The following is a 23546-nucleotide window of genomic DNA, read 5'->3' as shown; positions in this document are numbered from 1 at the left end:
AATAATACGCCGCAAATTACCATTATGGGGAATGGCCCTCCTTTTAGTGCTACTGGTAGGCAATGCGCCCCATGTATTTTCTCAAACCAGCATGGATTTGACAACTATTCAAATTAGTAGCGACACGGTAATTCAGGTTTGGGATAATGCCAAAATGTACCAAACTCCGAAAGATACCCCGATTGAAGAAGTTCTTAAAAATCTATCTGGATTTAAATCCTTTAGTCAGACAGATCTGGAATTGGACCCGGAGGGAAATGCTGATTATTGGTTTGTTTTTAGCCTGCAATCCGACAGGGCACCATTGTACCTTTCCTTGCCCTTACTTCAGAATTTCGATATCGCGCTATACTTTCTGGATGCGGATGGAGCAAATTTGGTGTCAAAGGGAGGAATATTGACCCCCATAAGCGAAAAATTCATCAATCATGGATCCGAATTATTTGATTTAACGCATGCAGCGGGTCACACAGTTGTCTATTTGGTGAAAATTAACCGTATGATCTATAAAGCCTTTTCGGCCAGAATCTTCACCGCCAATACCTTCATTGGACTTCAGCACAAAAACGGTATCGTGGAGGGCATTTTATATGGGATCATTTTTTGTGTGGTGTTGTACCACATCCTTATTTTTTTGATTGTAAGAGAAAATGAGTTTCTGCTATTCTCCATTTACATGGCTTTCTTGTTGGTTCAGGTAATGGGATACTCCGGGTTTTTGAATGTATTGTTTTATATAGAACCTCCAGAATGGAACCATATCATTTATAATTTGATGCCTTCTTTTTCTGCCATTTTCAGTTTGTGGTTCAGCTATGTATTCCTGGGTATAAACCAAAAAACCTACCCCAAGACGAGCTCGATTTTCAAAGCTTTTCAGGTAATCTTTTTAGTTTCCATTGTATTCGCTTTGTTTCAGGTGCCGGTGTGGGAGCGATTGACCATCATGGTTTCCGGGCTGGCAGTAGTGTTTTTATTTTTTGTCGGAATCATGCGCTGGAAGGAAGATTTCCGACCGGCCTGGATCTATTTGTTGGCCTATCTGCCTACCTGGATTTCGGTTTTTTACCTGCTGTTTTATAGCCTGGGCTACCTGGAGTACAGTTGGTTTACCCACAATAACCTGCTTTTGAGTATTGTCTTGCAGGCGATCATTTTCTCTCTTGCCATTGCAGAAAAAATGCGCATGTTGAAAGCGGATAAAGCCCTGCTGCTGGAGCGCGAAAATTTCAAGCTGGAGGAAATGGTTAAAATCCGGACAACTGAACTGCAAGATGAAAAAGAGAAAGTTGAAGCAACCCTCCAGCACCTGAAAGCTACCCAGGACCAATTGGTCCAACAGGAAAAACTGGCTTCATTGGGACAACTTACCGCAGGTATAGCTCATGAAATCAAGAACCCCCTGAACTTCGTCAACAATTTTTCCGAACTAAGTATGGATTTATTGGACGAAGTATTTGATACGATGAATCAGGAAGGGCCTAACTTACAACAAAAAGCTTTGATGGTAGAAAACCTTCAGGATGTGAAAGGTAATCTTGCAAAAATACACCAACATGGAAGGCGGGCCGATGGCATCGTCAAATCCATGCTTGCCCACAGCAGGGGAGGTTCTGGTTTGAAGGAAAAGACAGCGATCAATGCCCTCGTTACAGAATACACCCATCTGGCTTTTCATGGCATGCGGGCGGGGAAAAAGTCAATCAATGTAAGCATTTCCATGAATTTGGATCCAAAGCTGGGAAAGGTTCCGGTAATCGAGGAGGATTTTACCCGGATTATTTTGAATATCTGTGGCAATGCCTTCGATGCCATGTATGAAAAAGTAAATTCTCCGAATACCCAGGAAGCATACCAACCCAAGTTATCCGTCAGTACCATTGACGGGGGAGATCATTTTCAGTTGAGAATTGGGGACAATGGCCCTGGAATACCACCTGCCCTTCAGAGTAAAATTTTGGAGCCCTTTTTTACTACCAAAAAAGGTACTGAGGGAACGGGGTTGGGATTATCCATCACCCATGATATCGTCAAGGCACATCAGGGGACCATGGAGTGGCAGGTTGAAGATGGAAAGTCTACTTGTTTTATCATTACCCTACCTAAAATTTAATCATGAGCAATCCAATTAAAATATTAATTGTAGATGATGAAATGGATGTGGAAATGTTGTTTCGGCAGCAATTCAGGAAAGAAATCAGGTCAGGAATGCTGGAGCTGGATTTTGCATTTTCAGGGGAAGAAGCCTTGAAGTTGCTCGGTGATGAAGCTCCGCCTCAGGTGGTTTACGTTTTTTCTGATATCAACATGCCTGGCATGACTGGTTTGGAACTATTGGAAAAGATGCAGTCCAGATTTCCGCAGGTTAAGGTGAGCATGATATCAGCTTATGGAGATCGGGAAAATTTCAATAAGGCCATGTCTTTTGGAGCCAAAGGGTTTTTTACCAAACCCATAGATTTCAAGGCATTGAAGGATGAAGTGCAACAAATAATTCCGAAATAGTTATGGCCAAAATACTTGTAGTGGATGATGAAGAGGATCTGGAGGTGCTGATCAAGCAGAAATTCAGGCAAAAAATAAGGCAGCAGGAGTACGAGTTTGTCTTTGCACTGAATGGGAAAATTGCACTACAGCACCTGAAATCAAATCAGGATTTCGATTTGGTATTGAGTGACATCAATATGCCAGAAATGGATGGGTTGACCCTACTCTCCAAGATAAATGAACAGCATACCCTGCTTAAATCCGTCATCGTTTCGGCCTATGGCGACATGGACAATATCCGCATGGCCATGAACAGAGGGGCTTTCGATTTTATCACCAAACCTATTAACTTCAGTGATTTGGAAATCACCATCAAAAAAACCCTGGAGCATGTACAGCAGATCAGAGATACGGTACGGGCGGTGAAGGAAAACAATATCCTGCGCATGTATGTGGATGAAACCGTTCTGAATTTTATGGGGGGAATGGAGATTGAGAAGGCTTTGTTCCACAATGAAACCATAGTAGGAACAGTTGCATTCATTGATATTTGCAGCTTTACTGCTATCAGTGAGCATGAGTCGCCCGATAAAGTGGTGACCTTGTTAAACAATTATTTTGATGTGATGGTATCTGCCATCATCAAAGAAAATGGAGTGGTAGATAAGTTTATAGGGGACGCAATTATGGCGGTATTTACGGGAGAATTCCATTTAGACAGGGCCCTGGATGCGGCATTGGCGATAAGGGAGAGTCTGGCCGCCCAGCCTGAATTTGAAGGGGTATACAAGTTTAGCCCCAAGGTGTCCATTGGCATCAACTCAGGAGAAATGGTTTCAGGTAATATAGGCTCTTCTACCTTAAGGAGACTGGACTACACAGTGATCGGAGACACCGTCAATATAGCTGCCAGACTTCAGACTGCCGCAGAAAAAAATCAGATATTGATTACGGAAAAGGATCATGAAAAAGTTAAAGAATCGTTCAAATGCCGGGAAATAGGCCCCATAGACGTGAAAAACAAGCAATTACCCTTGGTGGTTTACGAAGTATTGGAGTAACAGACTAATGATAAAAAATAACATGCAAGATAAAAAACCGGTCAACTGGAAGTCAATTTTTGCCCCTTCCTCCCTATTATATACCTTTTTTGGAGTAGGTTTTGCTGTCATAGCATTAAGAGGTTTCATGATTCCGAACCATTTTTTAGATGGAGGGGTGACCGGAATCTCTATCCTGGTAGAGGAGATTTTTCATATCAATATCAGTTTGCTGCTCATATTGTTCAATATCCCCTTTCTGATCATGGGGTACCGGAAAATCGGTAAAACATTTGCCATTCAGGCGGCTTTTGCCGTATTGCTTTTGGCATTGTTGATGCAGGTAGTGTCCATTCCTACCGTCACCAATGACAAAGTGTTAATAGCTGTGTTTGGGGGAATCTTTATTGGCTTGGGAATAGGGCTGGTAATTCGTGGTGGAGGAGTGATTGATGGGTTGGAGGTAATCGCCCATTATACCAAGGAGAAGTCGGGATTTTCCACCAGTGAAATCATTTTGACCTTCAATTCATTTTTGTTTTTAGGAGCAGCCTACGAATTTGGTATAGAGACGGCGATGTACTCAATATTGGTGTATTATACTGCCATGAAAACTTCAGATTATGTGGTAGACGGTTTTGAGGAGTATACTTCCCTGACCATTATCAGTAGGGAGCATGAAAAAATCAAATCCTTGATAGTCAATGAATACGATAAGGCCATAACGGTCTACAAGGGAGAGCGGGGATATTTACCAGGCAAGTTTGACATCAAGTATGATTGTGATATTGTGATGACCATTGTAACCCGACTGGAGATTCACAGGATAAAAGAAAGTGTATATGAACTGGACGATAGAGCGTTTTTCTTTGTTGGACACATTAAGGAAGTCAGGGGAGGTATAGTGAAGGAAAAGAACAATTGAAGAGGCATGGATTGGGAATCTTTTTTTAGTTTTTACCGGAAAAGGCTGGCGGAGGGTTTGCCTGCCGCATTGACCTACCATAATCTGGCACATACGGAATATGTTATAGACATGGCTGAAGTCATAGGCAGGTATGAATGTATGGGTCCGGATGATTTGATGCTGCTAAAAACCGGCGCTTTGTTTCATGACATGGGGTTTATTTTTGGAAAAGAAGACCATGAGGCCAAAGCCTGCGAAATCATAGAAAAAGAATTGCCGGAATGGGATTTCAGTAAGGAAGACATCAAAAAAATTGGTGGCATGATCATGGCCACCAAAATTCCGCAGCGGCCGTCAAGTAGGCTTGAGGCCATTCTGGCAGACGCGGATCTGGAATACCTGGGCACAGCTCAATTTGATGCCATCAGTGAGGGTTTGTATAAGGAAATGCGATGGGGATTACCTGGGCTTAGCCGCAGCCGTTGGTTGGACATGCAAATTCAGTTTATAAAGAACCATTCCTACCATACCCGTTTTTGCAGGCAGTATAGGGAACCCATAAAGCTACAGCACCTGGGAAGTTTGATAAGAGAAAAGCAGGTTTTGAGTCAATCTGAAGGTCGTTTGCCTTGACTTATTATCCGGAAAAAATGGTCTCCCTGCCGAATCCCTTATTTTTGATTAAAGCCCCGGAGTTTCACCTGGGTGAGTTTTCTTTTCGTGTCCAGTGGAAAATCGCCCTTCATCATCCAGTCGTAATAGCCGGGTTCTTCTTTTAGTACCTGTGTGATGGGTTTCCCTTTGAGTTTACCGAAATTGAAGCATTCTTCACCTTTGTCGTTGAAAACAAACCTCCCGGCCAAATCCACCATTTTTTCATTGATCATGAGGTGGATTTTCTTCATGTCATTTTCCATGACGCCCACAATATTGCCCTGAAGGTCTTCCATTTGCTCTCCGGCATACCTTTCAATCTGGGCTTTGAATACTTCGTAGGTAGCCAGGGTATCTGCCTCGGCACTATGGGCATTTTCGAGAATTTTTCCACAATAAAACTTATAAGCCGATGCCAGGTTTCTTTTTTCCATCATAAAAAATATCTTCTGAGCATCCAGCAGGTTTCTCTTTTCCAGGTCAAAGTCGATTCCTGCCCTCAAAAATTCTTCAACCAGTAAGGGGATATCATATTTTAATACATTGAAGCCTGCCAGATCTGCTCCCTCAAAAAACTGCAAAAGTTCCCGGGCCACATCTTTAAATACAGGCGAATCGACCACATCTTTGTCATAAATGCCGTGAATAAGAGAAGACTCCAGGGGGATGGGTACCGTTGGATTGATTTTCAAGGTTTTGATTTCTTCCTTGCCATCTGGAAAAACCTTTAAAATAGATATTTCTACAATTCTATCTGTGGAAATGTTTACTCCTGTGGCTTCCAGATCAAAAAATGCAATGGGGTTTTTTAAATTCAATTTCATTTGGATTTTTCTTTGAATATGAAAAAGGTTAGGCTCAAAATAAGTGTACGTAGTTTTTCGGTCCTGAATCCTGCCAAAATTTTTTCTTTATGGGAGAATCATCAGGGTGATCAACGCTGCAAATATAGGGATTTTTACGGGTTAAATTGTTTTGTCTGAAGCTTACTAAAGGGGCGTACAAATTATTTTTCATTCTATGGAATAGAATTTGATCACAATGGGTTGTATCAGTAATGATTACAGGTTTGTGGATAATAAAGTGTATAACTTGTTCAAAACCTTTGACCTTAAAGGGGTACTTTTGTTTATATGGCAGAGAAAAACAGCAATAAAACTGAACGATTGGGAACAGTAAGGAGACGGACAGGTGACCCTTTATCTGCTTTGGGTAAATTGCCACCTCAGGCCATTGATTTGGAAGAGGCCGTTCTGGGAGCCTTGATGTTGGAGAAAGATGCCCTGACTGCAGTGGTTGATATCCTTTTGCCGGACAGCTTCTACAAGGATGCTCACAAGATGGTCTATGAGGCCATTTTAGATTTGTTCAATGCAGGAGAACCCATCGATCTGCTTACCGTAACCAATCAACTCCGGAAGAACGGCAAATTGGAGCTCGTGGGTGGGGCTTATTTTATCACCGAACTGACTTCCCGGGTGTCTTCGGCTTCCAATATAGAGTACCATGCCAGAATCATTACTGAGCAGGCCATGAAGCGGGACATGATCAGGATTGCTTCCGAGATACAAAAAGAGGCATTTGAAGATACTACCGATGTCTTCGAATTATTGGATAAAATGGAGCAGTCCCTGTTTGAAATTTCAGAAAATAACATCAAAAAAAACTATGTGGACATGCGCTCCATCATGCGTGAAGCCATTATAGAATTAGAAAGCAAAAAAGGACAGAAAGATGGTCTTACGGGTGTTCCTTCAGGGTTTACTGCCCTTGACAGGGTTACTTCCGGTTGGCAAAAGTCTGATCTGGTGATCATTGCCGCCCGGCCTGCAATGGGAAAAACTGCTTTTGTGCTTTCGGTATTGAGAAATGCAGCCGTAGACCATGATCGCCCGGTCGCCATTTTTTCATTGGAGATGTCTTCCATTCAGCTCGTCAATCGTTTGATCAGTTCGGAAGCGGAGTTGGATTCTGAAAAAATCAAAAAGGGAAACCTGGCGGATTATGAATGGCAGCAGCTGATTCATAAAACAGGAAAACTCACCTCAGCCCCCTTGTTTGTAGACGATACACCGGCCTTGTCTATATTGGAACTAAGGGCAAAATGTAGGCGGCTAAAGGCACAGAATGATGTTCAGTTGATAGTAGTGGATTACCTGCAGCTCATGTCAGGAGACAGTAAGGGCAATAATGGAGGTAACCGGGAGCAGGAAATTTCAAGTATTTCCAGGGCACTGAAGAAGATAGCCAAAGAGCTCAGCGTTCCGGTTATTGCCTTGTCCCAGCTCTCCCGGGCTGTGGAGACCAGAGGAGGCGACAAAAGGCCTCAGTTATCTGACCTCAGGGAGTCGGGAGCCATTGAGCAGGATGCCGATATCGTCATGTTTTTGTATCGGCCGGAATATTACGGAATTACCGAAGATGAAGATGGAAACAGCACCTCGGGAGTAGGAGAAGTAATCATAGCCAAGCACAGAAATGGCTCCCTGGAAAATGTGAAGCTCAGGTTTATTGGCAAGTACACCAAGTTTACCGACCTGGATTTAAATGTACCCTACCAGCCACAAGATGCGCTTTATGGCAGTCGCTTTCCCAGTAGTGCAGGAGGCAAGGGATTTGATGAGGGAGGAATGGTGCGGATGGGTAGCCGTGCCAATGGAGACGAGAAGGGAGACAACCCTTTTCCCGGAGGAGAAGATAAGGCCCCCTTTTAATTGAGCCCTAAGCATCAAATGTGCCGCATTTAAAGGCTGTATTCACCAGAAGGGATCCTCCCGACAGGGACCGGCCTTAGAAAATGGCTCTTTCTGAATGATTGGGTTCAATGGGTAGCGGCCTTTATCCGGGCCTCTAAAGGGTTTGATCCAATAAATAAACAATTTAACCAGACAATCAAATAGCATGAAGTGTATCATTTTAGATAGCAACCAATCCGATGGAATTGCCCTGGTGGACATGAAAGAACCGGTACCGGGTCCCCAGGAAATTAAAATTAAAATTCAAGCTGCTGCGTTAAACCATAGGGATCAGTGGTGCAGGCAGGGGAAATACCCGAATTTGAAAAATGGCATTATTTTAGGTTCAGATGGCAGCGGCAGGGTAGTAGAAGTAGGTGAAGGAGTGGATTCGGACTGGATGGGAAAGGAGGTATTGATCAATCCTGCAAACAACTGGGGGAATCAAGCTTCAGCCCAGGCTCCCGAATTCAGCATTCTTGGTATGCCCAATCACGGCACTTTTGCAGAATATATCTGCGTAAAGACAGATAGGGTTCACGAAAAACCAGGGCATTTGGATGCGATTCAAGCTGCAGCCTTACCATTGGCTGGGGTAACAGCATTCCGGGCATTGGTCTACCAGGGGAAATTGAAAAAGGAAGACAGGGTATTGGTGACAGGTTTTGGCGGAGGTGTAGCCCAGCTTGCAGTTCAATTTGCACTGAGCTCAGGGGCAAAAGTAAGTGTGAGTAGTGGTGAACACTGGAAGTTGGAAAAAGCACTGGGTATGGGAGCAAGTGCCGGTTTCAATTACAAGTCCGACTGGGTACAGGAGGCAAAAGCTGCTGATGGGGGTTTTGATCTTATTATAGACAGTGCCATGGGAAATACCTTGAATGATTTAATAGAGGTGGCCAGGCCTGGAGGAAGGATTGTGGTTTATGGAGCTACTTTAGGAAATCCCGGAGAAATGGATGCCAGGAAAATATTCTGGAAACAACTTTGCTTACAGGGGTCCACCATGGGCTCGGATGAGGATTTTAAAAACATGCTGGAGCGGGTAGGCCAAGATAAAATCGCCCCTTTGGTAGATGAGGTTTTTACTCTGGAAAAGGCAGTGGAAGCCTTCGATAAAATGAAAAACAGCCAACAACTGGGCAAGTTGGTTTTAGAAATGAGTTAAGCCTGAAAGTTGTGATACTTTCTACCAGGTTGATCCCGGAAGGATTAATAGAAAAGCCATCACGTTCTTCCGTCAATCTCCTTCAAACTGAAAATTTAAATAAGCATTTTGCAATTCCTTTTTGGCATGGGCATTATTTTGGAGATTTGCCAGTGCGATACCATCCTGGAATGTTGTTTCGGCTTTTTCAGGTTGGTCTAGTTCTGCAAATAGCAAGGCGGCATGATAATAGGTAGGAAGATAGCTTTTATGTTCTTCCAATAGTTTGTTAAAATAAAAAGAAGCCTTTTCTTTGTCTTGATTTTGGAATTCCAAAGCCAGGGCGTAAATATTAAAAGGGTTTTCAGGTTCTTCTTCAATGTATTGTAAGAGTACCTTTACCCTGTCATCATGGTTCATGGTGAGGGATTACATTTACTTTTATTATTTGTTGACAAAGTTAATTAAAATTACATGAATATATTGGTATGTATCACACATGTGCCTGATACCACATCTAAGATCAGGTTTACGGACGAAAACACCCAGCTGGATAAAGCCGGCGTTCAGTTTATTATTGGGCCGTATGATGATTATGCACTGGCCAGAGCGGTAGAAATTAAAGAGCAGACAGGAGGAAGCATTTCTGTGCTGAATGTAGGAGAGGCAGAAACTGAACCCACCTTGCGAAAAGCCCTGGCTATCGGAGCAGATGAAGCCATTCGTGTCAATGCTTTTCCCCGGGATGCCCATTTTGTGGCAAAACAGATTGCCCATCAGGCAAAAGAAAAAAGCTATGACATGATTCTTATGGGAAGGGAATCAATTGATTTTAATGGAGGAATGGTACACGGTATGGTGGGGGAACTGTTAGGTATACCTTCCATATCGCCTGTGATGAAACTGGAAATAGAAGGTAATACGGCTAAAATGGCCAGAGAAATCGAAGGGGGCAAGGAATTTATAGAGGTAGGTCTGCCTTTTATTGCAGGATGCCAGGAACCTATTGCAGAGTGGAAAATTCCAAACATGAGAGGAATCATGTCGGCCAGGAGCAAGCCCCTTCAGGTGGTAGATGCGGTATCGGCTGATCCCCGAACAGCCACCAAGACCTACGAACTGCCTGCACCAAAGGGTGAGGTAAAGATAGTAGCGGATGTGGATCAATTGGTACAGTTGCTGAAAAACGATGCCAAAATACTTTAAATAGCGAAAGAAAATGTCAATATTAGTATACATAGAACAGGATCAGGGAAAAGTCAAAAATTCTTCTTTAGAAGCCATCTCCTATGGAGCCGCCCTGGCCGAAAAATCCGGGGGAAAGGTAAGTGTTTTGGGATTGGGAAGTGTTGCAGATGAGGACTTGGACCTGATAGGACAGGCTGGAGCTGATGCCATTTATCAGGTGGCTGATGAAAGGTTGAACTCAGGAGTCATTCAGGCACATGCCTATATGGTTGCGCAGGTTTATGATCTGGTGGGTGCCAACACGCTGGTTTTAGCGAAGTCTTCCCTTGGGGATGCCGTAGCTGCCAGGTTAGCCATTAAGTTAAATGCAGGATTGGTTTCTAATGTGGTGGGATTGCCTGACCTTTCAGCAGGTTTTGTTGTAAAAAGAAGTATTTTTACGGGCAAAGCCTTTGTAGAAACAGGTATAGAAGCCGAAAACAAAATATTGGCCATCAAAAAGAATACCCATCCCATCAAAACGGATGGGGCAGTGGTCCCGGTTGAAAAGCTGACGCTGGATTTGCCTGATACTGTTTTTGCAGCAAAAATAACAGATATGGAAAAAGCCAGCGGAGAGGTGTTGCTGCCAGAAGCAGATATTGTTGTCTCCGGGGGAAGGGGACTCAATGGCCCGGAGAATTGGGGGATGATTGAGGATTTGGCCGAAGCATTGAAGGCTGCAAAGGGTTGTTCCAAACCTGTTTCAGATTTGGGTTGGAGGCCCCACCATGAACATGTGGGACAAACGGGTGTTAAAGTAGCTCCAGCGCTATACATAGCCGTAGCGATTTCTGGTGCCATTCAGCACCTGGCAGGAGTGAACGCCTCCAGGTATATTGTGGTTATTAACAAAGATCCGGATGCTCCTTTTTTTAAGGCGGCGGATTATGGAATAGTAGGGGACGCATTTGAAATAGTTCCTAAGCTTACAGAAGCGATTAAAGCATTAAAACAATAAACTGTGGATAATACGATCGAGTTAGAAATCTTGGGCTTATCTTCGAATAGCGCACAATCTGGTTCATTTACCCTGATATTGGGTGAATCCGAAGGGAAAAGAAAGCTACCTATTGTGATAGGGATGTTTGAGGCGCAGGCCATTGCCATAGAAATAGAAAAGATCATTCCCAACAGGCCGATGACCCATGATTTATTTAAATCCTTTGCTTCAAATTTCCAGTTTTCTGTAGATCATATTTTGATTTCAGACATGAGAGAGGGGGTATTTTATGCCAAAATCATGTGTCACAGCTCCTTTAAAAAGGTAGAGATCGATGCCAGACCCTCGGATGCCATTGCGATTGCCGTCAGGTTTGATGCGCCCATATTTTGTGCCAGTTCGGTCATGGCCGAAGCCGCCATTGAATTTACGGAAGAGGATGAAAAAAGGGAGCAGGAATCCGCTTCAGGAACTGGAAAAGGGACCAGGGAAAAGACCAAATCTCAGGAAGCTTCTTTAAAGGATTTTAGCCTGGACAAATTAAACCAAATGCTTGAAAAGGCCATCAGCAATGAGGACTACGAAAAGGCTGCCCGGTTGAGAGATGAGATCAACAGAAGGAATTAATGTCAACATGGGCATTCCCTTCTTCTTTTCAGCCAAAACAGGGGCTTATTTAAAAAGCATATTGATATGGCAAAACCATCAATGCTGACATCAGTCTGGCAGGCGATATTTTTGAAATTTCTGGACTGATATGGATTATTTAAGAGGTGTATTGGGGATTTTGGTGTTGGTGTTATTTGCTGCCCTGTTTTCCGCAAATAGAAAAAGGATAGATTGGCGGCTGGTAGGGATAGGGATCAGTTTGCAAGTGATTTTTGGTATTTTGATCACCAAGGTTGATTTTGTTGCGGCGCTTTTTTCTAAGGTGAGTGCAGGTTTTGTTACATTTTTGAGTTTTTCTGAAGAGGGAGCCGAATTTTTATTTGGAGACCTTGCCACCAGCTCTTTCGGGTTTATTTTCGCTTTTCAGGTTTTGCCCACCATCATCTTTTTTTCTACGGTTTCTGCGGGCCTTTATTATATGGGAATACTGCAAAAAATTGTCTTTGGAATAGCATGGGTAATGTCCAGAACCATGCGACTTTCCGGTGCGGAAAGCTTGTCTGCAGCAGGAAATATATTTCTGGGGCAGACGGAAGCCCCCTTATTGGTAAGGCCATTTATTCCCTCCATGTCCAGGTCTGAGCTGATGTGCTTGATGACAGGTGGCATGGCTACCATTGCCGGCGGGGTTTTGGCTGGATATGTAGCTTTTTTAGGGGGGGATGATCCGGTTGAGAAAACCCGTTTTGCCACCTACCTCCTGGGAGCCAGTATCATGAATGCGCCGGCTGCCATTGTGATTGCTAAAATAATCATTCCGGAACTAGACAAGGATGTGGTCAATGACAATTTACAAATCAGTGATCAGATTCCAGATGTAAACCTGATAGATGCCATGTCCAGGGGAGCCTCGGAGGGCCTGAAACTGGCACTTAATGTAGGGGCAATGCTATTGGCTTTTATAGCGGTGATTGCTGCGGTCAACTACCTGCTTACTGAAATCGTTGGTGACTTTACCGGATTAAATGCTTTGGTGGTATCCGGAACAGATGGAACGTTTTCCGGTTTGTCTCTGGAATACCTTTTGGGACAGATTTTCCGGGTTTTTGCCTGGATTATTGGTGTGGAGTGGAAAGATACCCTTGCAGTAGGATCCTTGCTGGGACAAAAAACGGTAATCAATGAATTTGTGGCATACCTGGGCTTGGCGGAAATGCAATCTGCCGGCACTTTGTCGCAAAAATCAATCGTCATAGCCACCTATGCCCTATGCGGTTTTTCAAACTTCAGCTCCATTGCCATACAGGTTGGTGGCATTGGAAGCATAGCGCCCGAACAACAGGGGAATCTTTCAAAGCTCGGTATGAGGGCCTTACTGGCGGCTACCCTGGCTTGTTTGATGACTGCTACCGTTGCCGGGGCGCTATTTTAATTATTGCCTGATCTGGCCTTAATCATGGATAATGATTTTGGTTATTTTATCTCCCTGTTTGATCTGATCCAGGGCCTCCAGTCCCTCAGTCACTTTCCCAAAACAGGTATGGTTTCTGTCAAGATGCTGGGTATTGTCCCGGTTATGGCAAATGAAAAATTGAGAACCTCCGGTATTCCTCCCTGCATGTGCCATGGAAAGGACGCCCCGGTCATGGTATTGTAGTTCCCCATCCAACTCACAATCAATATGGTACCCAGGTCCTCCGGTGCCATTTCCTTTGGGACAGCCCCCCTGTACCATAAAATTAGGGATAACCCTGTGGAAGCTTAACCCATCGTAAAATCCTTTTTGAGCAAGCTGGATAAAGTTTTCAACAGTCTTGGGGGCATCTTCGTCATAAAAATTAACTTTCATCATGCCCTTCTCGGTATGAATTTCTCCTGTTTTCATATAGCGATCATTTGTTTTTTTTGCAATAATACTGAATTAATGGTAGTATCATGTTATAATTGCATTCAATGCATTACCCTTTTTATAAAATTTCACTACTTACATCGTATTTGATTTGAAAAAAGAAGACAGGTTTTTAGGAAAACACAATGCTCCGGAAGACATCCTGGAATATGAAGGTCCCCAACTATTCGGCCACCCAAAGGGTCTGATGACACTTTTCTTTACAGAAATGTGGGAGCGCTTTAGCTATTATGGCATGCGGGCCCTATTAATATTATTTATGACTGCCCCCATTGCTACCGGAGGTCTGGGTTTTGATGACCAGACCTCGGGAGCGATTTACGGCCTGTATTCCATGGGAGTGTATTTGCTTGCCCTGCCAGGGGGCTGGGTAGCCGATCGACTGATCGGACTCAAGAAATCAGTTTGGATAGGTGGTATCATCATTACCCTTGGGCATTTTACAATGGCCTTACCGGGACTTTTTCACTGGTTATCAGCAGATTCCGGGACTACCAATCAACTTACAGGCATGGATTTACCATCCTTCTTTCTGGGCTTGGTATTGATTGTTTTCGGTACCGGTTTGCTGAAACCGAATATCAGTTCAATTGTAGGGCAGTTGTATCCGGAAAACAGTTCAAAACGGGATGCCGGCTTTTCCATTTTTTACATGGGGATTAACCTCGGTGCTTTTTTGGCGCCTATTGCCTGCAGTACCCTGGCGGTGTATAACTGGCACCTTGGTTTTGGCCTGGCCGGATTTGGCATGCTTATGGGCCTGGTGCAATACAAGCTCACCGGGGGATATTTGAAAGGAATAGGAGAAGCTGTGGTGCCTAAGGATGATGGGGAATCCGCCGCTCAAAAAAGTGCATTTAAATGGATGTGGCTCATATTGGCTCTGACTTTAATACTGATCGCATTGTTCTTTTTACAAATCATCCGGTTGGACCCCGTCGCCATCGCCGGGGTCTCCAATACCGTAATTGCCATAGTAGCACTGTTATATTTCGGGTATGTTTTGCTCTTTGGCGGATTGGATACCGCACAAAGGAAGAAGGTACTGGTTATCATGATACTGTTCGTTTTTTCCGCTATATTTTGGTCCGGGTTTGAGCAGGCCGGTTCATCTTTGAACTTATTTGCAGAAAGGTTTACCAATAGGATGATGTTGGGTTGGGAAATACCTGCGGGGTATTTTCAATCCGTCAATAGCATCTTCATCATTATATTTGCTCCCTTTTTTGGAGCATTATGGGTAGGCCTGGCCAGGAAAAAGCTGGAGCCTAGCTCTCCATTGAAATTTTCCTTTGGACTAATCTTGCTGGGTATAGGTTTTTTGGTCATGTACTTTGCTGCAAAAATCGCCGCTTCCGGAGATTTGGCAGCCCCTACATGGCTTGTCATTACTTACCTTTTTCATACCTTCGGAGAGCTGAGCCTTAGCCCTGTTGGATTAAGTTTGACTACCAAACTGGCCCCCAAGAAGTTTGCCGGGCAAATGATGGGCATGTGGTTTCTCTCCATCGCAATGGGTAACCTGGTAGCTGGAAGAATTGCGGGAAGTGCCAGTGGAGGAACCAGTGAAGCATTGGCAGCAATGCCTCAACAGTATCTGCTGATAGTTTATACCGTGGTAGGAGCAGGTCTTGTATTGATGCTTTTCTCTGGTCAGATAAGAAGGCTAATGGGTAAGGTTCGTTAAATCCGATACCAGTAGGAAATATGCTGCTTCGGTTTGGCTTAGGAGCAAGATCCGGTAGTTCTTCAGCCTTGTAAAATCTCCATCATACCGAAGTTTTTAAACAGGTCCTGACTTATGACGACACCTGATGGATGATTTCTGCCAGGAAATGACCAGAAAAAAATAGTCAAAAAAAAAGCCGGCAGAAATGGCCGGCTACTTTTTAATGCTCTTTTTCGTCCTTTTTAAATAAAGTACTTCTGAAATCAATGGCAGATAAACCTGCTCCCAGGCCTACTAAAATGGAAACGATCAACCAAAAGGTTTGGGCTCCTGATGCTATCGGAGAACTGAATATTTCTAGTAACATATACACAATGGTTTGGATGTCTTAATTGGGTTGCAATTTAGGAAGCAAAATGTGGATTACAAAGCAATCAGCGAAATCCAATGGAGCTTTTGGCTACCTTTTACTTTCTCTTTCAACCCATAATAGGTTTAGTCAAATTCATCATCGTCCTCAAAATCTTCCTCAGATTCATCAAAATCGTCCTCATCGAAATCCATGAAGACATCGTCCTCCAATCCATTGTCTTCTTCTTCATCAAAGACCAAATCATCGAACTCATCCTCAAATTCATCTTCAGAATCCAGGTCAAAATCATCGTCAAAGTCCTCACTCATAAGTAACAGGAGTTGTATGTAAATTTAATTCGGGCTAATTAAGGAAATTTTCAGAATTAACTCAAGACCTTGGAATGATTTATTTTTCCCGCCTGGGAAAGCCTGTTTATTTCCTGAGCATCAGCCCACTGGCTTTCCAGCAGGTGCGTCCAGGTTTCCAGGTATAATATTACGTCTGCAATATTGTTTTTAGCCATTTTATTCCTGCGTTCTATAGGAATGTGCGCCAGAATCTCGGGATCAGATAATTTCTCCAAATGAATCAAATCATCTCTTTCCAGTCCGGCATCCAGCAATTTTGTAATCATGAGATCCATGGGCATTCCACTGCTGGGGCAGTAGTCGAGCAATTGTTCACTCCAATCTCCGGAACGCTGCATGGCAAACCGGTGAATTTCCGCCTTGCTGATTTGAATGATCTCTTGGGCTAGATTACCACAGTTGCAGGCCCCCATGTGCCCCCATTGGTAAGGAGCACCTTTTTTTAGTTTCGCTACCGTTCTGCGCAGGTCAAATATCAAATTGGGATTCGCTTTTGCCATGGTTTTATTTTTTATTTAATAACCATTTTCAGCAAAAGTAGTTTCTGATTAGCCGAATAAAATTTAACTTTTCAATGGATATCCTGCTTGTTTTTGCCAAAAATTAAATTGATGTATTGCTTGATGAGAGGTTTGGAAAGGTATTTTTTTACTTTTTGGTACTGATTGGCCTTCATGATGTCCCGTTCATCTACAGAACTACTCAAAATATAAATTTCAGGGTCTTCTTTGACGGGATTGAAAACTTCCAAAAAGTCCCATCCTGTCATTTCGGGCATATTCAAGTCAAGAAATAAATAATGTGGTTTGATATGATAAATGTCTTTTAAGGCATCCATAGCATTGTCAAATGAAAAAACCTTGCAAGGCTCCATGATATTCCGCTGTATCAATTTTTCTGTCACAAAAATACTGATAGGGTCATCGTCAATTAAAACTATTTTAACCATTGAAATACATAAACTTGGTTTTGAAAAGCAAATAATAAGTGACAAAATTAGAATATTATTTTTAATAAATAAATTTTGATTAAGTTTATTTTTATTTATCCAACTTTTTCCCTGAAAGAAATCGTTAAAAAAGTTATGTTTGCGCACCTTGCCATAGGGGTTCCTACCTGGCCTTGGTTTTAGGTAAAAACAAATAAAATATATTTTATATTTAAATTATTTAATTTTAGATGATGACTAAACCTGATTTCGACGATATTTTTATGGAATTGGCAGTAAGTCTGGCCCAGCGGTCCCATTGTATTAAAAAACATGTAGGGGCGGTGTTGACCAAAGAAACCCGGATCATTTCCATAGGGTATAATGGGCCTCCTTCAGGCACCCATAATTGTGACGAAGAGTTCCCGGAGGTGGGCTGTAGCAGGGATAGCAAGGGCAGCTGTTCTCTGGCATTGCATGCAGAACAAAATGCCATTCTTTATGCCGTCAAAAATAAAGCTTCGGTGGAAGGATCTACACTTTACGTTACATTAGCTCCCTGCCTTCCCTGTGCCAGGATCATATATTCTATGGGGATCAATAAAGTGGTCTATCTCTATTCCTATGCCAGCTATAAAGGTCTCGGATTGGATGAAGGGTTGGTGTTTTTGGAAAAATTTGGGGTTAAGGTGGAACACTACAAAAAACCGCTTCAAATAAACGATGAGTTGATTTGAAGCGGACTATTTCACCGGCAGGCCTATCCTATTATCTACACACTCTTTATCCTGGCGGGTTAGTATCGGCTTGGGGGGTATTGGTTACAGCATATAGACAATTCCATTTCCGGAATCAGATCTGAATCAGATTCCCGGAACTGATGACATTGACTTCTCTTTCCAGGTTGATACCGAATTTAGCCAGAATGTCGGCTTGTATTTTACTGCTTAATTCCAGAATATCAGCTCCTTCAGCGCCTCCATAATTCACCAGCACAAGGGGTTGGTTTTTATGCACACCAACAGCACCTATGCGTTTTCCCTTCCAGCCCGCAGTATCAATCAGCCAGGCTGCGGGGATTTTCACCATTTTTCCTTCCATGGGATAGCCGGGGATTTCAGGATACCTGATGCTAAGCTGATTGAATTCTACCAGGGGTATGGTGGGATTTTTGAAAAAACTCCCGGCATTACCCAACGCTTTCGGGTCAGGTAGTTTTTGTTGCCGGATTTTCACTACTGCGTCACTGATATTTTCCGGGCTGGGATAGACATCCCCCATTTTTTTAAGGGTGAGTTGGATATCACCATAATCAATATGAGGTTGGTGTTTTTTATGAAGCCTGAAGGCCACATGGGAGATGATGAATTTTCCTTTCAATGTATTTTTAAAAACGCTTTCCCTGTATCCAAACCTGCAATCTTCCCCATTAAAAACCCTTACCTGGCCTGTAGCAATTTCTATGGCCTCCAAATGGTCAAAAACGGATTTGATTTCTATCCCATAGGCGCCGATATTTTGCATGGGGGCAGCACCGACGGTCCCCGGGATTAGGGAAAGGTTTTCCAATCCACTTAATCCTTTCCGCAAGGAATACAGTACCAGATCATGCCATACCATACCTGCACCTACCTTCATTACCACGGTTTCATCATCTTCATAAACAACCTCGATACCTTGAATGTTAATTTTCAGCACCAGGGCATCCAGGTCCTCCAGCAACAGGATATTACTGCCTCCGCCAAGCACGAAGAGGGGTTTATCTGACAGGCGACATTGCCTGAAAGCAAGAAGAATATCCTCCTTACTTTCAGCTTCCATTAAAAACCTGGCTTTTTTGTTTATTCCAAAAGTATTATAGGCGCTTAAAGAAATATTTTCTTGTATCTTCATCATATAAATTATATCACGAATTAAAGGTTATTTGACCAAATAGAAAAAATATCTGTCAATTTAGCCGCATAATGTAGTGTTTGAACGCTACCATAGTACCCGACAAATCAGCTTTTTTATGAAAGAAATGGTAATAAATGGTATCAGGGTCAGACCTGGTCAGAGCCTGAATATTGAAATAGCCATTGCCAGGCTTCCAACACATACCCTTATCGATTTACCTGTATTTATCCGGAGTTCAAGTAATCCAGGCCCTACCGTTTTGATCAGTGGGGGTGTACATGGAGATGAAATCAACGGTATTGTCACCGTAAAGCGGATGCTGGAAGAAAATATTTATGAACCCAAAAAGGGTACTTTGATTTTTATTCCCCTGGTAAATGTTTATGGATTCCTGAGCAATTCCAGAACCTTTCCTGATGGGAGAGACCTGAACAGGAGTTTCCCAGGAAGCAGCAAAGGTTCCCTGGCCTCTCAGATTGCCTATATCATGACCCATGAGATCATCCCGCAAATAGATATTGGTATAGATTTTCATACCGGCGGAAGGATGCTTTCCAATTATCCCCAGGTACGGGTGGATTTTAAGGATAAAATGGGGTTAAAACTGGCGGAAATCTTTGGGGCAAATTTTACCGTGAATTCTCCCCATATCGATAAATCTTTCCGAAAAGAAGCCTATAAAAACAAGAAGCATATCCTGGTATTTGAAGGGGGAGAATCCATGCGACTGGATGAACAGGTCATTCAGGAAGGCATCATGGGTACCGGCAGACTGCTGAAACACCTGGACATGATAGGAGGCGATTTTCCTCCGGTAAGAACATTGAAAATTCAGGAAAGCGGTTGGGTAAGGGCGAGAATTTCAGGCATTTTCAATGCTTCCGTATCATTGGGAGATGAGGTAAAAAAGGGTCAGGTATTGGCTAAAATATCTGACCCTTACGGACAGGTCAAGGTTCCGGTAAAGAGTTCCTATTCCGGACATGTGATCGGCATTAATAATCAACCCGTAGTAAATGCAGGTGATGCGCTGGTCCATGTAGGAAGAAGCAGTTCCGACAGGTTGGCCGGTCACTATTGAAACCTAAGGGCCAGTCCCAGATTCAGGTAGGAAATACCGTAGCCTATTTCTGCAAAGCCGGCAGCCATGGGAGAGAAGTAATACCGTCCCCCCAGGTACAAGGTCAGGCCGGTGCTGTTGCCATAATTTCCTGATCCTTGCTGATTTCCCTGAGAATCAGTATAGGTGTAGTTGAGCAGGTTGGCAGCAAGCATCAATCCCCCATATATATCTAAGTCCTCATTATCCAACCCCTGGTAATGGTAGGCACTTCTCAATCCGATTATGGTATATTTCCAACTCGCAGAAGTATTGAAACCGGAAGATTCAGTTTTCCATCCAAAGCTTTTATAGCCAACGTAGGCACCCAGGCTGATGACCCCATCCGATCCTGCATCCCATACCCCTTGTTCATATTGTACACTAAGGGCTGGGGTTTGTGAATTGTGAGAGAAGCTGCCCAGGGAGCTCCCTATCCCCACACCGGCACTTATCACTTTGGTCCCTTTATCAAAAGCCTGATCCTGCGCGTGGGTAGAAGCTATAAAAAACAAGCAAAAACCAATCAGTGTAAGCAAACTGTATTTTTTCAGGTGTAAATTTCTTTCCATTTTCATAGCATTTTTTTTAAAATCCTTTTGGTTTCAATATACCCCCCTGAGTATTTATCCGAAAGGCTGACTGATTGGATGTTTGCATTTATTTATTTTTTGCTGGCGATTATTTAGTAAATGATTCAATAAAGAAGTATTTTGGAAGGTATAATCAGCTGTATCATGAAGCAAATTGTGTTTTTGGTTTGCCTGTTACCCTCCTTTTGGTCTTTTGGTCAACGTGCTGCGTTGGACAGCCTGCAGCGGATTGTTCAGGGAAAGGCCATTCCGGATTCTACCCGCATCATGCTTTGGAATGAGATGGCCTATGCCTATTATGGCATACTTCCGGATTCGGGGATACATTATGCCCAAATGGCCAGAGATCTGGCAGAAAAGCTGGCTGATGATCATTATCTTGCCGTATCCTGGAACAACCTTGGATCCAACTATTGGGCAAAGGGAGAGGATTCCCTGGCTTTGAAGGCTTATTCCGAAGCGATGAGGCTTCATACTTCTTTAAACAATTCACTTGGGGCTGCCAAGACATTGAGCAATATGGCCCTGATCCAGTACAACCTTTCCGATTTTATCTCTGCCATTCAAAGCCATGAAGAAGCCATTTCCCGATTCGAAGCCATAGACCACTTGCAGGGTGTCTATTATAATTTATCTAATCTAGGTGTGGTCTACCTTTCCCTGGCAGACTACCCCAAGGCATTGGAAGTTTTTCTGAATGCTTTGAGACTGATGCCGGAGGAGGAAAAATTGCTACAGGCAAATCTGGCGACCAATATTGGACTGGTTTATAAAAATACCGGTGAGCTGGATACTGCCATGAATTACCAGCAAAAAGCCTATGAATGGTTTGAAAAAGCAGGAAACCAACAGGGAAAGGCCAATGCCTTAGGTAACATGGGCATTATTCTTAATGAAATGATGGAGCCGGAGCAGGCATTGGGGTATTTCAAAAAATCCCTATCCATAAACCAGGAAATTGGTAACCACAGGAGGATTGGGAGTGACTTGACCAATTTGGGCAAGGTGTACTTAAATTTGGGGAAGTATGAGGCTGCCTATCGTGCCCATTCGCAAGCCATTGAAGCATACGAGCAGACCAACGATCTGGAAAATAGGGCAGTGAATTTTCACCTGATGGGCAATCTGGTAGCTGCCATGCCTCCTGAATTTTTACCATTTGAATCGATAACAGCAGGTAATAGAATCAAAAAGGCGCTTGCCTGGCAGGAAAAGGGGAGGGATATGGCCTTGCGTTCTGGTGCAAAATCCCTGCTTCAGGATGTGTATTTGGGTTTGAGCAATACCTATGCCTTGCAGGGAAATTTCGAAGCTGCCCTTTCCTGGCATAAAGCCTACCTGGCATTCCGGGATAGTATATTTAATAATGAAAAGCAAAAGGAATTGCTCCTGCAGCAATCCCGGTTTGAATTTGAAAAGAAGGAAGCACTTTTGGAGGCATCACATGAAAAGGCCCTTGCATTGGGGCAGGCGGCCATGGAGGAACAAGCCTACAAAAAACAATTGATAGCCGGAGTCTTTGCGTTTTTCGTTTTCTTCTTTCTGGTGGTGGCTATTTTATATAAGAAAAAAAGGGATGCCAGGGAAAGAGAGCAGCAAGCCGCACTGAAGCAAAAAATTGCAGAAACGGAAATGAAATGGCTGAAAGCACAACTAAACCCGCATTTTATTTTCAACTCCCTCAATGCGATCAGTGATTTTATTTTGAAGCATGATCCCATTACAGCGGACTATTACCTGGGGAAATTTGCGAAATTAATGCGCATGATACTGGAGAAAAGTGGAGAACAAACCATTTCTTTAAAGGAAGACTTACAAATGTTGGAAATTTACATGCAACTGGAAGCTTTTCGCTTCAATGGAAAATTTACTTACCACATAGATATGGATGCAGGAATTGACCCGGATCACATTCAGGTGCCGCCACTATTGCTTCAACCCTATGTGGAAAACAGCATCTGGCATGGCTTTTCTTCCAAAGACGAAACTCCCGGAGAAATAAGGCTCTGCATCAGGAAATCTGGAAATGGAATTACTTTCATTGTAGAGGACAATGGAAAGGGGAACAGCTCCTCCTCACCATTTTATAAAATTAAAAACGGGCATTCGGTAGGAATGCGCCTTACAGAAGATAGGATAGCCCTATGGAACCAATCCAGAGCTGCGAAAGCCAGGGTACAGCATGGGGCTTTGGAGATAGGGTATCGGGTAGAATTGGAATTGCCGGAATTATGTTGAATGCGATTATCATTGACGATGAAGACCATTGCCGGAGCAGGCTGGAGAAGCTGTTAACGGTTTATGCCAGTGGCAAGGTGAAAGTCCGGGGATCTTTTTCTAAAATAGATGCCCTGGATAAATTTTTGAAAAATGAAATTCCTGACCTTGTTTTTCTGGATATTGAGTTGGACGATCAAGTCATATTTAGCTGGTTAAACAGAAAAAAAAATTGGCCCTTTGCCTTGATTTTCACTACAGCCCATGAAAAATATGCCATAATGGCCATCAAAGCAAATGCATTGGATTACCTGTTAAAACCCATTGATCCGGATGAACTGCTGCTTGCCCTTGGGAAGATCAAAGACATATCAATCCCCAATCCAGAGCGTCCGGATAAAATCCCTGATACTTTTCCCTCCTATTTACCCGGTAAAAGGCGCCTGCCTATTCCCACACAGGAAGGGTTAAATTTCGTTGAATTGGATGATATCAGCTACTTGCAAGCGGATGTAAATTATACGGTTATTCATTTTGAAAACAAACAAAAAATCACGGTAGCCAAAACACTCAAGGAGTTTGAGTTGATCTTACAAACCCTGGGGTTTTTCAGGGTCCATAACAGCCACCTGGTAAACCTTTCAAAGGTAAAACAATTTAAAAAAGGGAAGGGAGGCATACTGGTTTTGGAAAATGGAACTCAGGTAGAGGTGTCCACAAGGAGGAAGGAAGCCCTTCTTAAAGCGTTAAGGGCGATTTGAAAGTA

General features: G+C 43.2%; 25 protein-coding genes. 16 read left to right on the top strand and 9 right to left on the bottom strand.

Annotation, left to right across the window (positions count from 1 at the left end):
- Window positions 1-31: 31 nt before the first annotated feature.
- The 5 genes from GL182_RS21265 to GL182_RS21245 are packed head-to-tail and all read left to right on the top strand — an operon-like array spanning window position 32 to window position 5067.
- Window positions 32-2113 carry a 7TM diverse intracellular signaling domain-containing protein gene (locus GL182_RS21265; protein WP_163381812.1) on the top strand — a complete coding sequence of 694 codons (2082 nt, stop codon included), beginning with the start codon at window positions 32-34 and terminating at the stop codon, window positions 2111-2113.
- Window positions 2114-2115: 2 nt separating this feature from the next.
- Window positions 2116-2505 carry a response regulator gene (locus GL182_RS21260; protein WP_410265606.1) on the top strand — a complete coding sequence of 130 codons (390 nt, stop codon included), beginning with the start codon at window positions 2116-2118 and terminating at the stop codon, window positions 2503-2505.
- A 2-nt stretch (window positions 2506-2507) separates the two neighbouring features.
- Entirely contained in the window at window positions 2508-3548 is a 1041-nt protein-coding gene (locus tag GL182_RS21255) for an adenylate/guanylate cyclase domain-containing response regulator (protein ID WP_163381811.1), read from the top strand.
- 22 nt (window positions 3549-3570) lie between these two features.
- Window positions 3571-4452: a YitT family protein gene (locus GL182_RS21250; protein WP_163381810.1), complete on the top strand. Its 882-nt coding sequence runs from the start codon at window positions 3571-3573 to the stop codon at window positions 4450-4452.
- Between the two features lie 6 nt (window positions 4453-4458).
- Window positions 4459-5067, top strand: a complete 609-nt coding sequence (locus GL182_RS21245) for an HD family phosphohydrolase (RefSeq protein WP_163381809.1) — start codon at window positions 4459-4461, stop codon at window positions 5065-5067.
- Between the two features lie 38 nt (window positions 5068-5105).
- On the opposite strand, the gene GL182_RS21240 is transcribed toward GL182_RS21245, so the two are convergent.
- Complete coding sequence (locus tag GL182_RS21240) at window positions 5106-5912, bottom strand: 3'-5' exonuclease (RefSeq protein WP_163381808.1); 807 nt, start codon at window positions 5910-5912, stop codon at window positions 5106-5108.
- A 309-nt stretch (window positions 5913-6221) separates the two neighbouring features.
- Here GL182_RS21240 and dnaB point away from each other — a divergent pair, with 309 nt between their 5' ends.
- Entirely contained in the window at window positions 6222-7802 is a 1581-nt protein-coding gene (gene dnaB / locus GL182_RS21235) for a replicative DNA helicase (protein WP_163381807.1), read from the top strand.
- 187 nt (window positions 7803-7989) lie between these two features.
- A complete protein-coding gene (locus GL182_RS21230; RefSeq protein ID WP_163381806.1) occupies window positions 7990-8988 on the top strand; it encodes a zinc-binding alcohol dehydrogenase family protein in 999 nt (332 codons plus the stop codon).
- A gap of 72 nt (window positions 8989-9060) precedes the next feature.
- Here the strand turns inward: GL182_RS21230 and GL182_RS21225 are convergent, their stop codons facing one another.
- Window positions 9061-9387 carry a tetratricopeptide repeat protein gene (locus tag GL182_RS21225; protein ID WP_163381805.1) on the bottom strand — a complete coding sequence of 109 codons (327 nt, stop codon included), beginning with the start codon at window positions 9385-9387 and terminating at the stop codon, window positions 9061-9063.
- Between the two features lie 54 nt (window positions 9388-9441).
- Here GL182_RS21225 and GL182_RS21220 point away from each other — a divergent pair, with 54 nt between their 5' ends.
- The 4 genes from GL182_RS21220 (at window position 9442) to GL182_RS21205 (ending at window position 13178) form a co-directional block, all read left to right on the top strand.
- Complete coding sequence (locus GL182_RS21220) at window positions 9442-10173, top strand: electron transfer flavoprotein subunit beta/FixA family protein (RefSeq protein WP_163381804.1); 732 nt, start codon at window positions 9442-9444, stop codon at window positions 10171-10173.
- A gap of 13 nt (window positions 10174-10186) precedes the next feature.
- Window positions 10187-11155, top strand: coding sequence for an electron transfer flavoprotein subunit alpha/FixB family protein (locus GL182_RS21215; protein ID WP_163381803.1), 969 nt, complete (start codon window positions 10187-10189; stop codon window positions 11153-11155).
- A 3-nt stretch (window positions 11156-11158) separates the two neighbouring features.
- On the top strand, window positions 11159-11764 hold the full coding sequence (locus GL182_RS21210; protein WP_163381802.1) for a bifunctional nuclease family protein: 606 nt from the start codon (window positions 11159-11161) through the stop codon (window positions 11762-11764).
- Between the two features lie 130 nt (window positions 11765-11894).
- Entirely contained in the window at window positions 11895-13178 is a 1284-nt protein-coding gene (locus tag GL182_RS21205; RefSeq protein ID WP_163381801.1) for a NupC/NupG family nucleoside CNT transporter, read from the top strand.
- Window positions 13179-13196: 18 nt separating this feature from the next.
- On the opposite strand, the gene GL182_RS21200 is transcribed toward GL182_RS21205, so the two are convergent.
- A complete protein-coding gene (locus GL182_RS21200; RefSeq protein ID WP_163381800.1) occupies window positions 13197-13631 on the bottom strand; it encodes a peptidylprolyl isomerase in 435 nt (144 codons plus the stop codon).
- Window positions 13632-13842: 211 nt separating this feature from the next.
- Here GL182_RS21200 and GL182_RS21195 point away from each other — a divergent pair, with 211 nt between their 5' ends.
- Entirely contained in the window at window positions 13843-15342 is a 1500-nt protein-coding gene (locus tag GL182_RS21195) for a peptide MFS transporter (protein WP_410265622.1), read from the top strand.
- A gap of 202 nt (window positions 15343-15544) precedes the next feature.
- Here the strand turns inward: GL182_RS21195 and GL182_RS21190 are convergent, their stop codons facing one another.
- The 4 genes from GL182_RS21190 to GL182_RS21175 all read right to left on the bottom strand — a co-directional run bounded on the left by GL182_RS21190 (window position 15545) and on the right by GL182_RS21175 (window position 16996).
- A complete protein-coding gene (locus GL182_RS21190; RefSeq protein ID WP_163381798.1) occupies window positions 15545-15691 on the bottom strand; it encodes a hypothetical protein in 147 nt (48 codons plus the stop codon).
- Window positions 15692-15819: 128 nt separating this feature from the next.
- A complete protein-coding gene (locus GL182_RS21185; protein WP_163381797.1) occupies window positions 15820-16005 on the bottom strand; it encodes a hypothetical protein in 186 nt (61 codons plus the stop codon).
- 56 nt (window positions 16006-16061) lie between these two features.
- Window positions 16062-16547, bottom strand: coding sequence for a hypothetical protein (locus tag GL182_RS21180; protein WP_163381796.1), 486 nt, complete (start codon window positions 16545-16547; stop codon window positions 16062-16064).
- Between the two features lie 71 nt (window positions 16548-16618).
- Entirely contained in the window at window positions 16619-16996 is a 378-nt protein-coding gene (locus GL182_RS21175) for a response regulator (RefSeq protein WP_163381795.1), read from the bottom strand.
- A gap of 233 nt (window positions 16997-17229) precedes the next feature.
- Here GL182_RS21175 and GL182_RS21170 point away from each other — a divergent pair, with 233 nt between their 5' ends.
- Complete coding sequence (locus tag GL182_RS21170) at window positions 17230-17712, top strand: deoxycytidylate deaminase (RefSeq protein WP_163381900.1); 483 nt, start codon at window positions 17230-17232, stop codon at window positions 17710-17712.
- 115 nt (window positions 17713-17827) lie between these two features.
- On the opposite strand, the gene murB is transcribed toward GL182_RS21170, so the two are convergent.
- Window positions 17828-18871, bottom strand: coding sequence for a UDP-N-acetylmuramate dehydrogenase (gene murB, locus GL182_RS21165; protein ID WP_317167822.1), 1044 nt, complete (start codon window positions 18869-18871; stop codon window positions 17828-17830).
- A 115-nt stretch (window positions 18872-18986) separates the two neighbouring features.
- Here murB and GL182_RS21160 point away from each other — a divergent pair, with 115 nt between their 5' ends.
- Window positions 18987-19952 (top strand): succinylglutamate desuccinylase/aspartoacylase family protein, encoded by a 966-nt coding sequence (locus GL182_RS21160; RefSeq protein WP_163381794.1) that lies wholly within the window; start codon window positions 18987-18989, stop codon window positions 19950-19952.
- Here the strand turns inward: GL182_RS21160 and GL182_RS21155 are convergent.
- Window positions 19946-20542, bottom strand: a complete 597-nt coding sequence (locus GL182_RS21155; protein ID WP_163381793.1) for a hypothetical protein — start codon at window positions 20540-20542, stop codon at window positions 19946-19948. The genes GL182_RS21160 and GL182_RS21155 overlap by 7 nt on opposite strands.
- A 165-nt stretch (window positions 20543-20707) precedes the next feature.
- On the opposite strand from GL182_RS21155, the gene GL182_RS21150 reads away from it, so the two are divergent.
- Both GL182_RS21150 and GL182_RS21145 read left to right on the top strand, forming a co-directional pair.
- Window positions 20708-22801, top strand: coding sequence for a tetratricopeptide repeat protein (locus GL182_RS21150; protein WP_163381792.1), 2094 nt, complete (start codon window positions 20708-20710; stop codon window positions 22799-22801).
- Complete coding sequence (locus GL182_RS21145; protein ID WP_163381791.1) at window positions 22795-23541, top strand: LytR/AlgR family response regulator transcription factor; 747 nt, start codon at window positions 22795-22797, stop codon at window positions 23539-23541. Before GL182_RS21150 ends, GL182_RS21145 begins: the two co-directional genes overlap by 7 nt.
- The last annotated feature ends 5 nt before the right edge of the window (window positions 23542-23546 follow it).

This window comes from Cyclobacterium sp. SYSU L10401, from assembly GCF_010993705.1.
Classification (GTDB): domain Bacteria; phylum Bacteroidota; class Bacteroidia; order Cytophagales; family Cyclobacteriaceae; genus Cyclobacterium.
This window is presented reverse-complemented; position numbering and strand designations above follow the sequence as displayed.

Coding starts and splice junctions, on each gene's coding strand:
- GL182_RS21150 (WP_163381792.1), top strand. CDS start 20,708: ATGAAGCAAATTGTGTTTTTGGTTTGCCTGTTACCCTCCTTTTGGTCT.
- GL182_RS21215 (WP_163381803.1), top strand. CDS start 10,187: ATGTCAATATTAGTATACATAGAACAGGATCAGGGAAAAGTCAAAAAT.
- GL182_RS21170 (WP_163381900.1), top strand. CDS start 17,230: ATGACTAAACCTGATTTCGACGATATTTTTATGGAATTGGCAGTAAGT.
- GL182_RS21180 (WP_163381796.1), bottom strand. CDS start 16,547: ATGGCAAAAGCGAATCCCAATTTGATATTTGACCTGCGCAGAACGGTA.
- GL182_RS21205 (WP_163381801.1), top strand. CDS start 11,895: ATGGATTATTTAAGAGGTGTATTGGGGATTTTGGTGTTGGTGTTATTT.
- GL182_RS21160 (WP_163381794.1), top strand. CDS start 18,987: ATGAAAGAAATGGTAATAAATGGTATCAGGGTCAGACCTGGTCAGAGC.
- GL182_RS21240 (WP_163381808.1), bottom strand. CDS start 5,912: ATGAAATTGAATTTAAAAAACCCCATTGCATTTTTTGATCTGGAAGCC.
- GL182_RS21225 (WP_163381805.1), bottom strand. CDS start 9,387: ATGAACCATGATGACAGGGTAAAGGTACTCTTACAATACATTGAAGAA.
- GL182_RS21220 (WP_163381804.1), top strand. CDS start 9,442: ATGAATATATTGGTATGTATCACACATGTGCCTGATACCACATCTAAG.
- GL182_RS21200 (WP_163381800.1), bottom strand. CDS start 13,631: ATGAAAACAGGAGAAATTCATACCGAGAAGGGCATGATGAAAGTTAAT.
- GL182_RS21185 (WP_163381797.1), bottom strand. CDS start 16,005: ATGAGTGAGGACTTTGACGATGATTTTGACCTGGATTCTGAAGATGAA.
- GL182_RS21245 (WP_163381809.1), top strand. CDS start 4,459: ATGGATTGGGAATCTTTTTTTAGTTTTTACCGGAAAAGGCTGGCGGAG.
- GL182_RS21145 (WP_163381791.1), top strand. CDS start 22,795: ATGTTGAATGCGATTATCATTGACGATGAAGACCATTGCCGGAGCAGG.
- GL182_RS21190 (WP_163381798.1), bottom strand. CDS start 15,691: ATGTTACTAGAAATATTCAGTTCTCCGATAGCATCAGGAGCCCAAACC.
- GL182_RS21260 (WP_410265606.1), top strand. CDS start 2,116: ATGAGCAATCCAATTAAAATATTAATTGTAGATGATGAAATGGATGTG.
- GL182_RS21155 (WP_163381793.1), bottom strand. CDS start 20,542: ATGGAAAGAAATTTACACCTGAAAAAATACAGTTTGCTTACACTGATT.
- GL182_RS21250 (WP_163381810.1), top strand. CDS start 3,571: ATGCAAGATAAAAAACCGGTCAACTGGAAGTCAATTTTTGCCCCTTCC.
- dnaB (WP_163381807.1), top strand. CDS start 6,222: ATGGCAGAGAAAAACAGCAATAAAACTGAACGATTGGGAACAGTAAGG.
- GL182_RS21265 (WP_163381812.1), top strand. CDS start 32: ATGGCCCTCCTTTTAGTGCTACTGGTAGGCAATGCGCCCCATGTATTT.
- GL182_RS21175 (WP_163381795.1), bottom strand. CDS start 16,996: ATGGTTAAAATAGTTTTAATTGACGATGACCCTATCAGTATTTTTGTG.
- GL182_RS21255 (WP_163381811.1), top strand. CDS start 2,508: ATGGCCAAAATACTTGTAGTGGATGATGAAGAGGATCTGGAGGTGCTG.
- GL182_RS21230 (WP_163381806.1), top strand. CDS start 7,990: ATGAAGTGTATCATTTTAGATAGCAACCAATCCGATGGAATTGCCCTG.
- GL182_RS21195 (WP_410265622.1), top strand. CDS start 13,843: ATGACACTTTTCTTTACAGAAATGTGGGAGCGCTTTAGCTATTATGGC.
- murB (WP_317167822.1), bottom strand. CDS start 18,871: ATGATGAAGATACAAGAAAATATTTCTTTAAGCGCCTATAATACTTTT.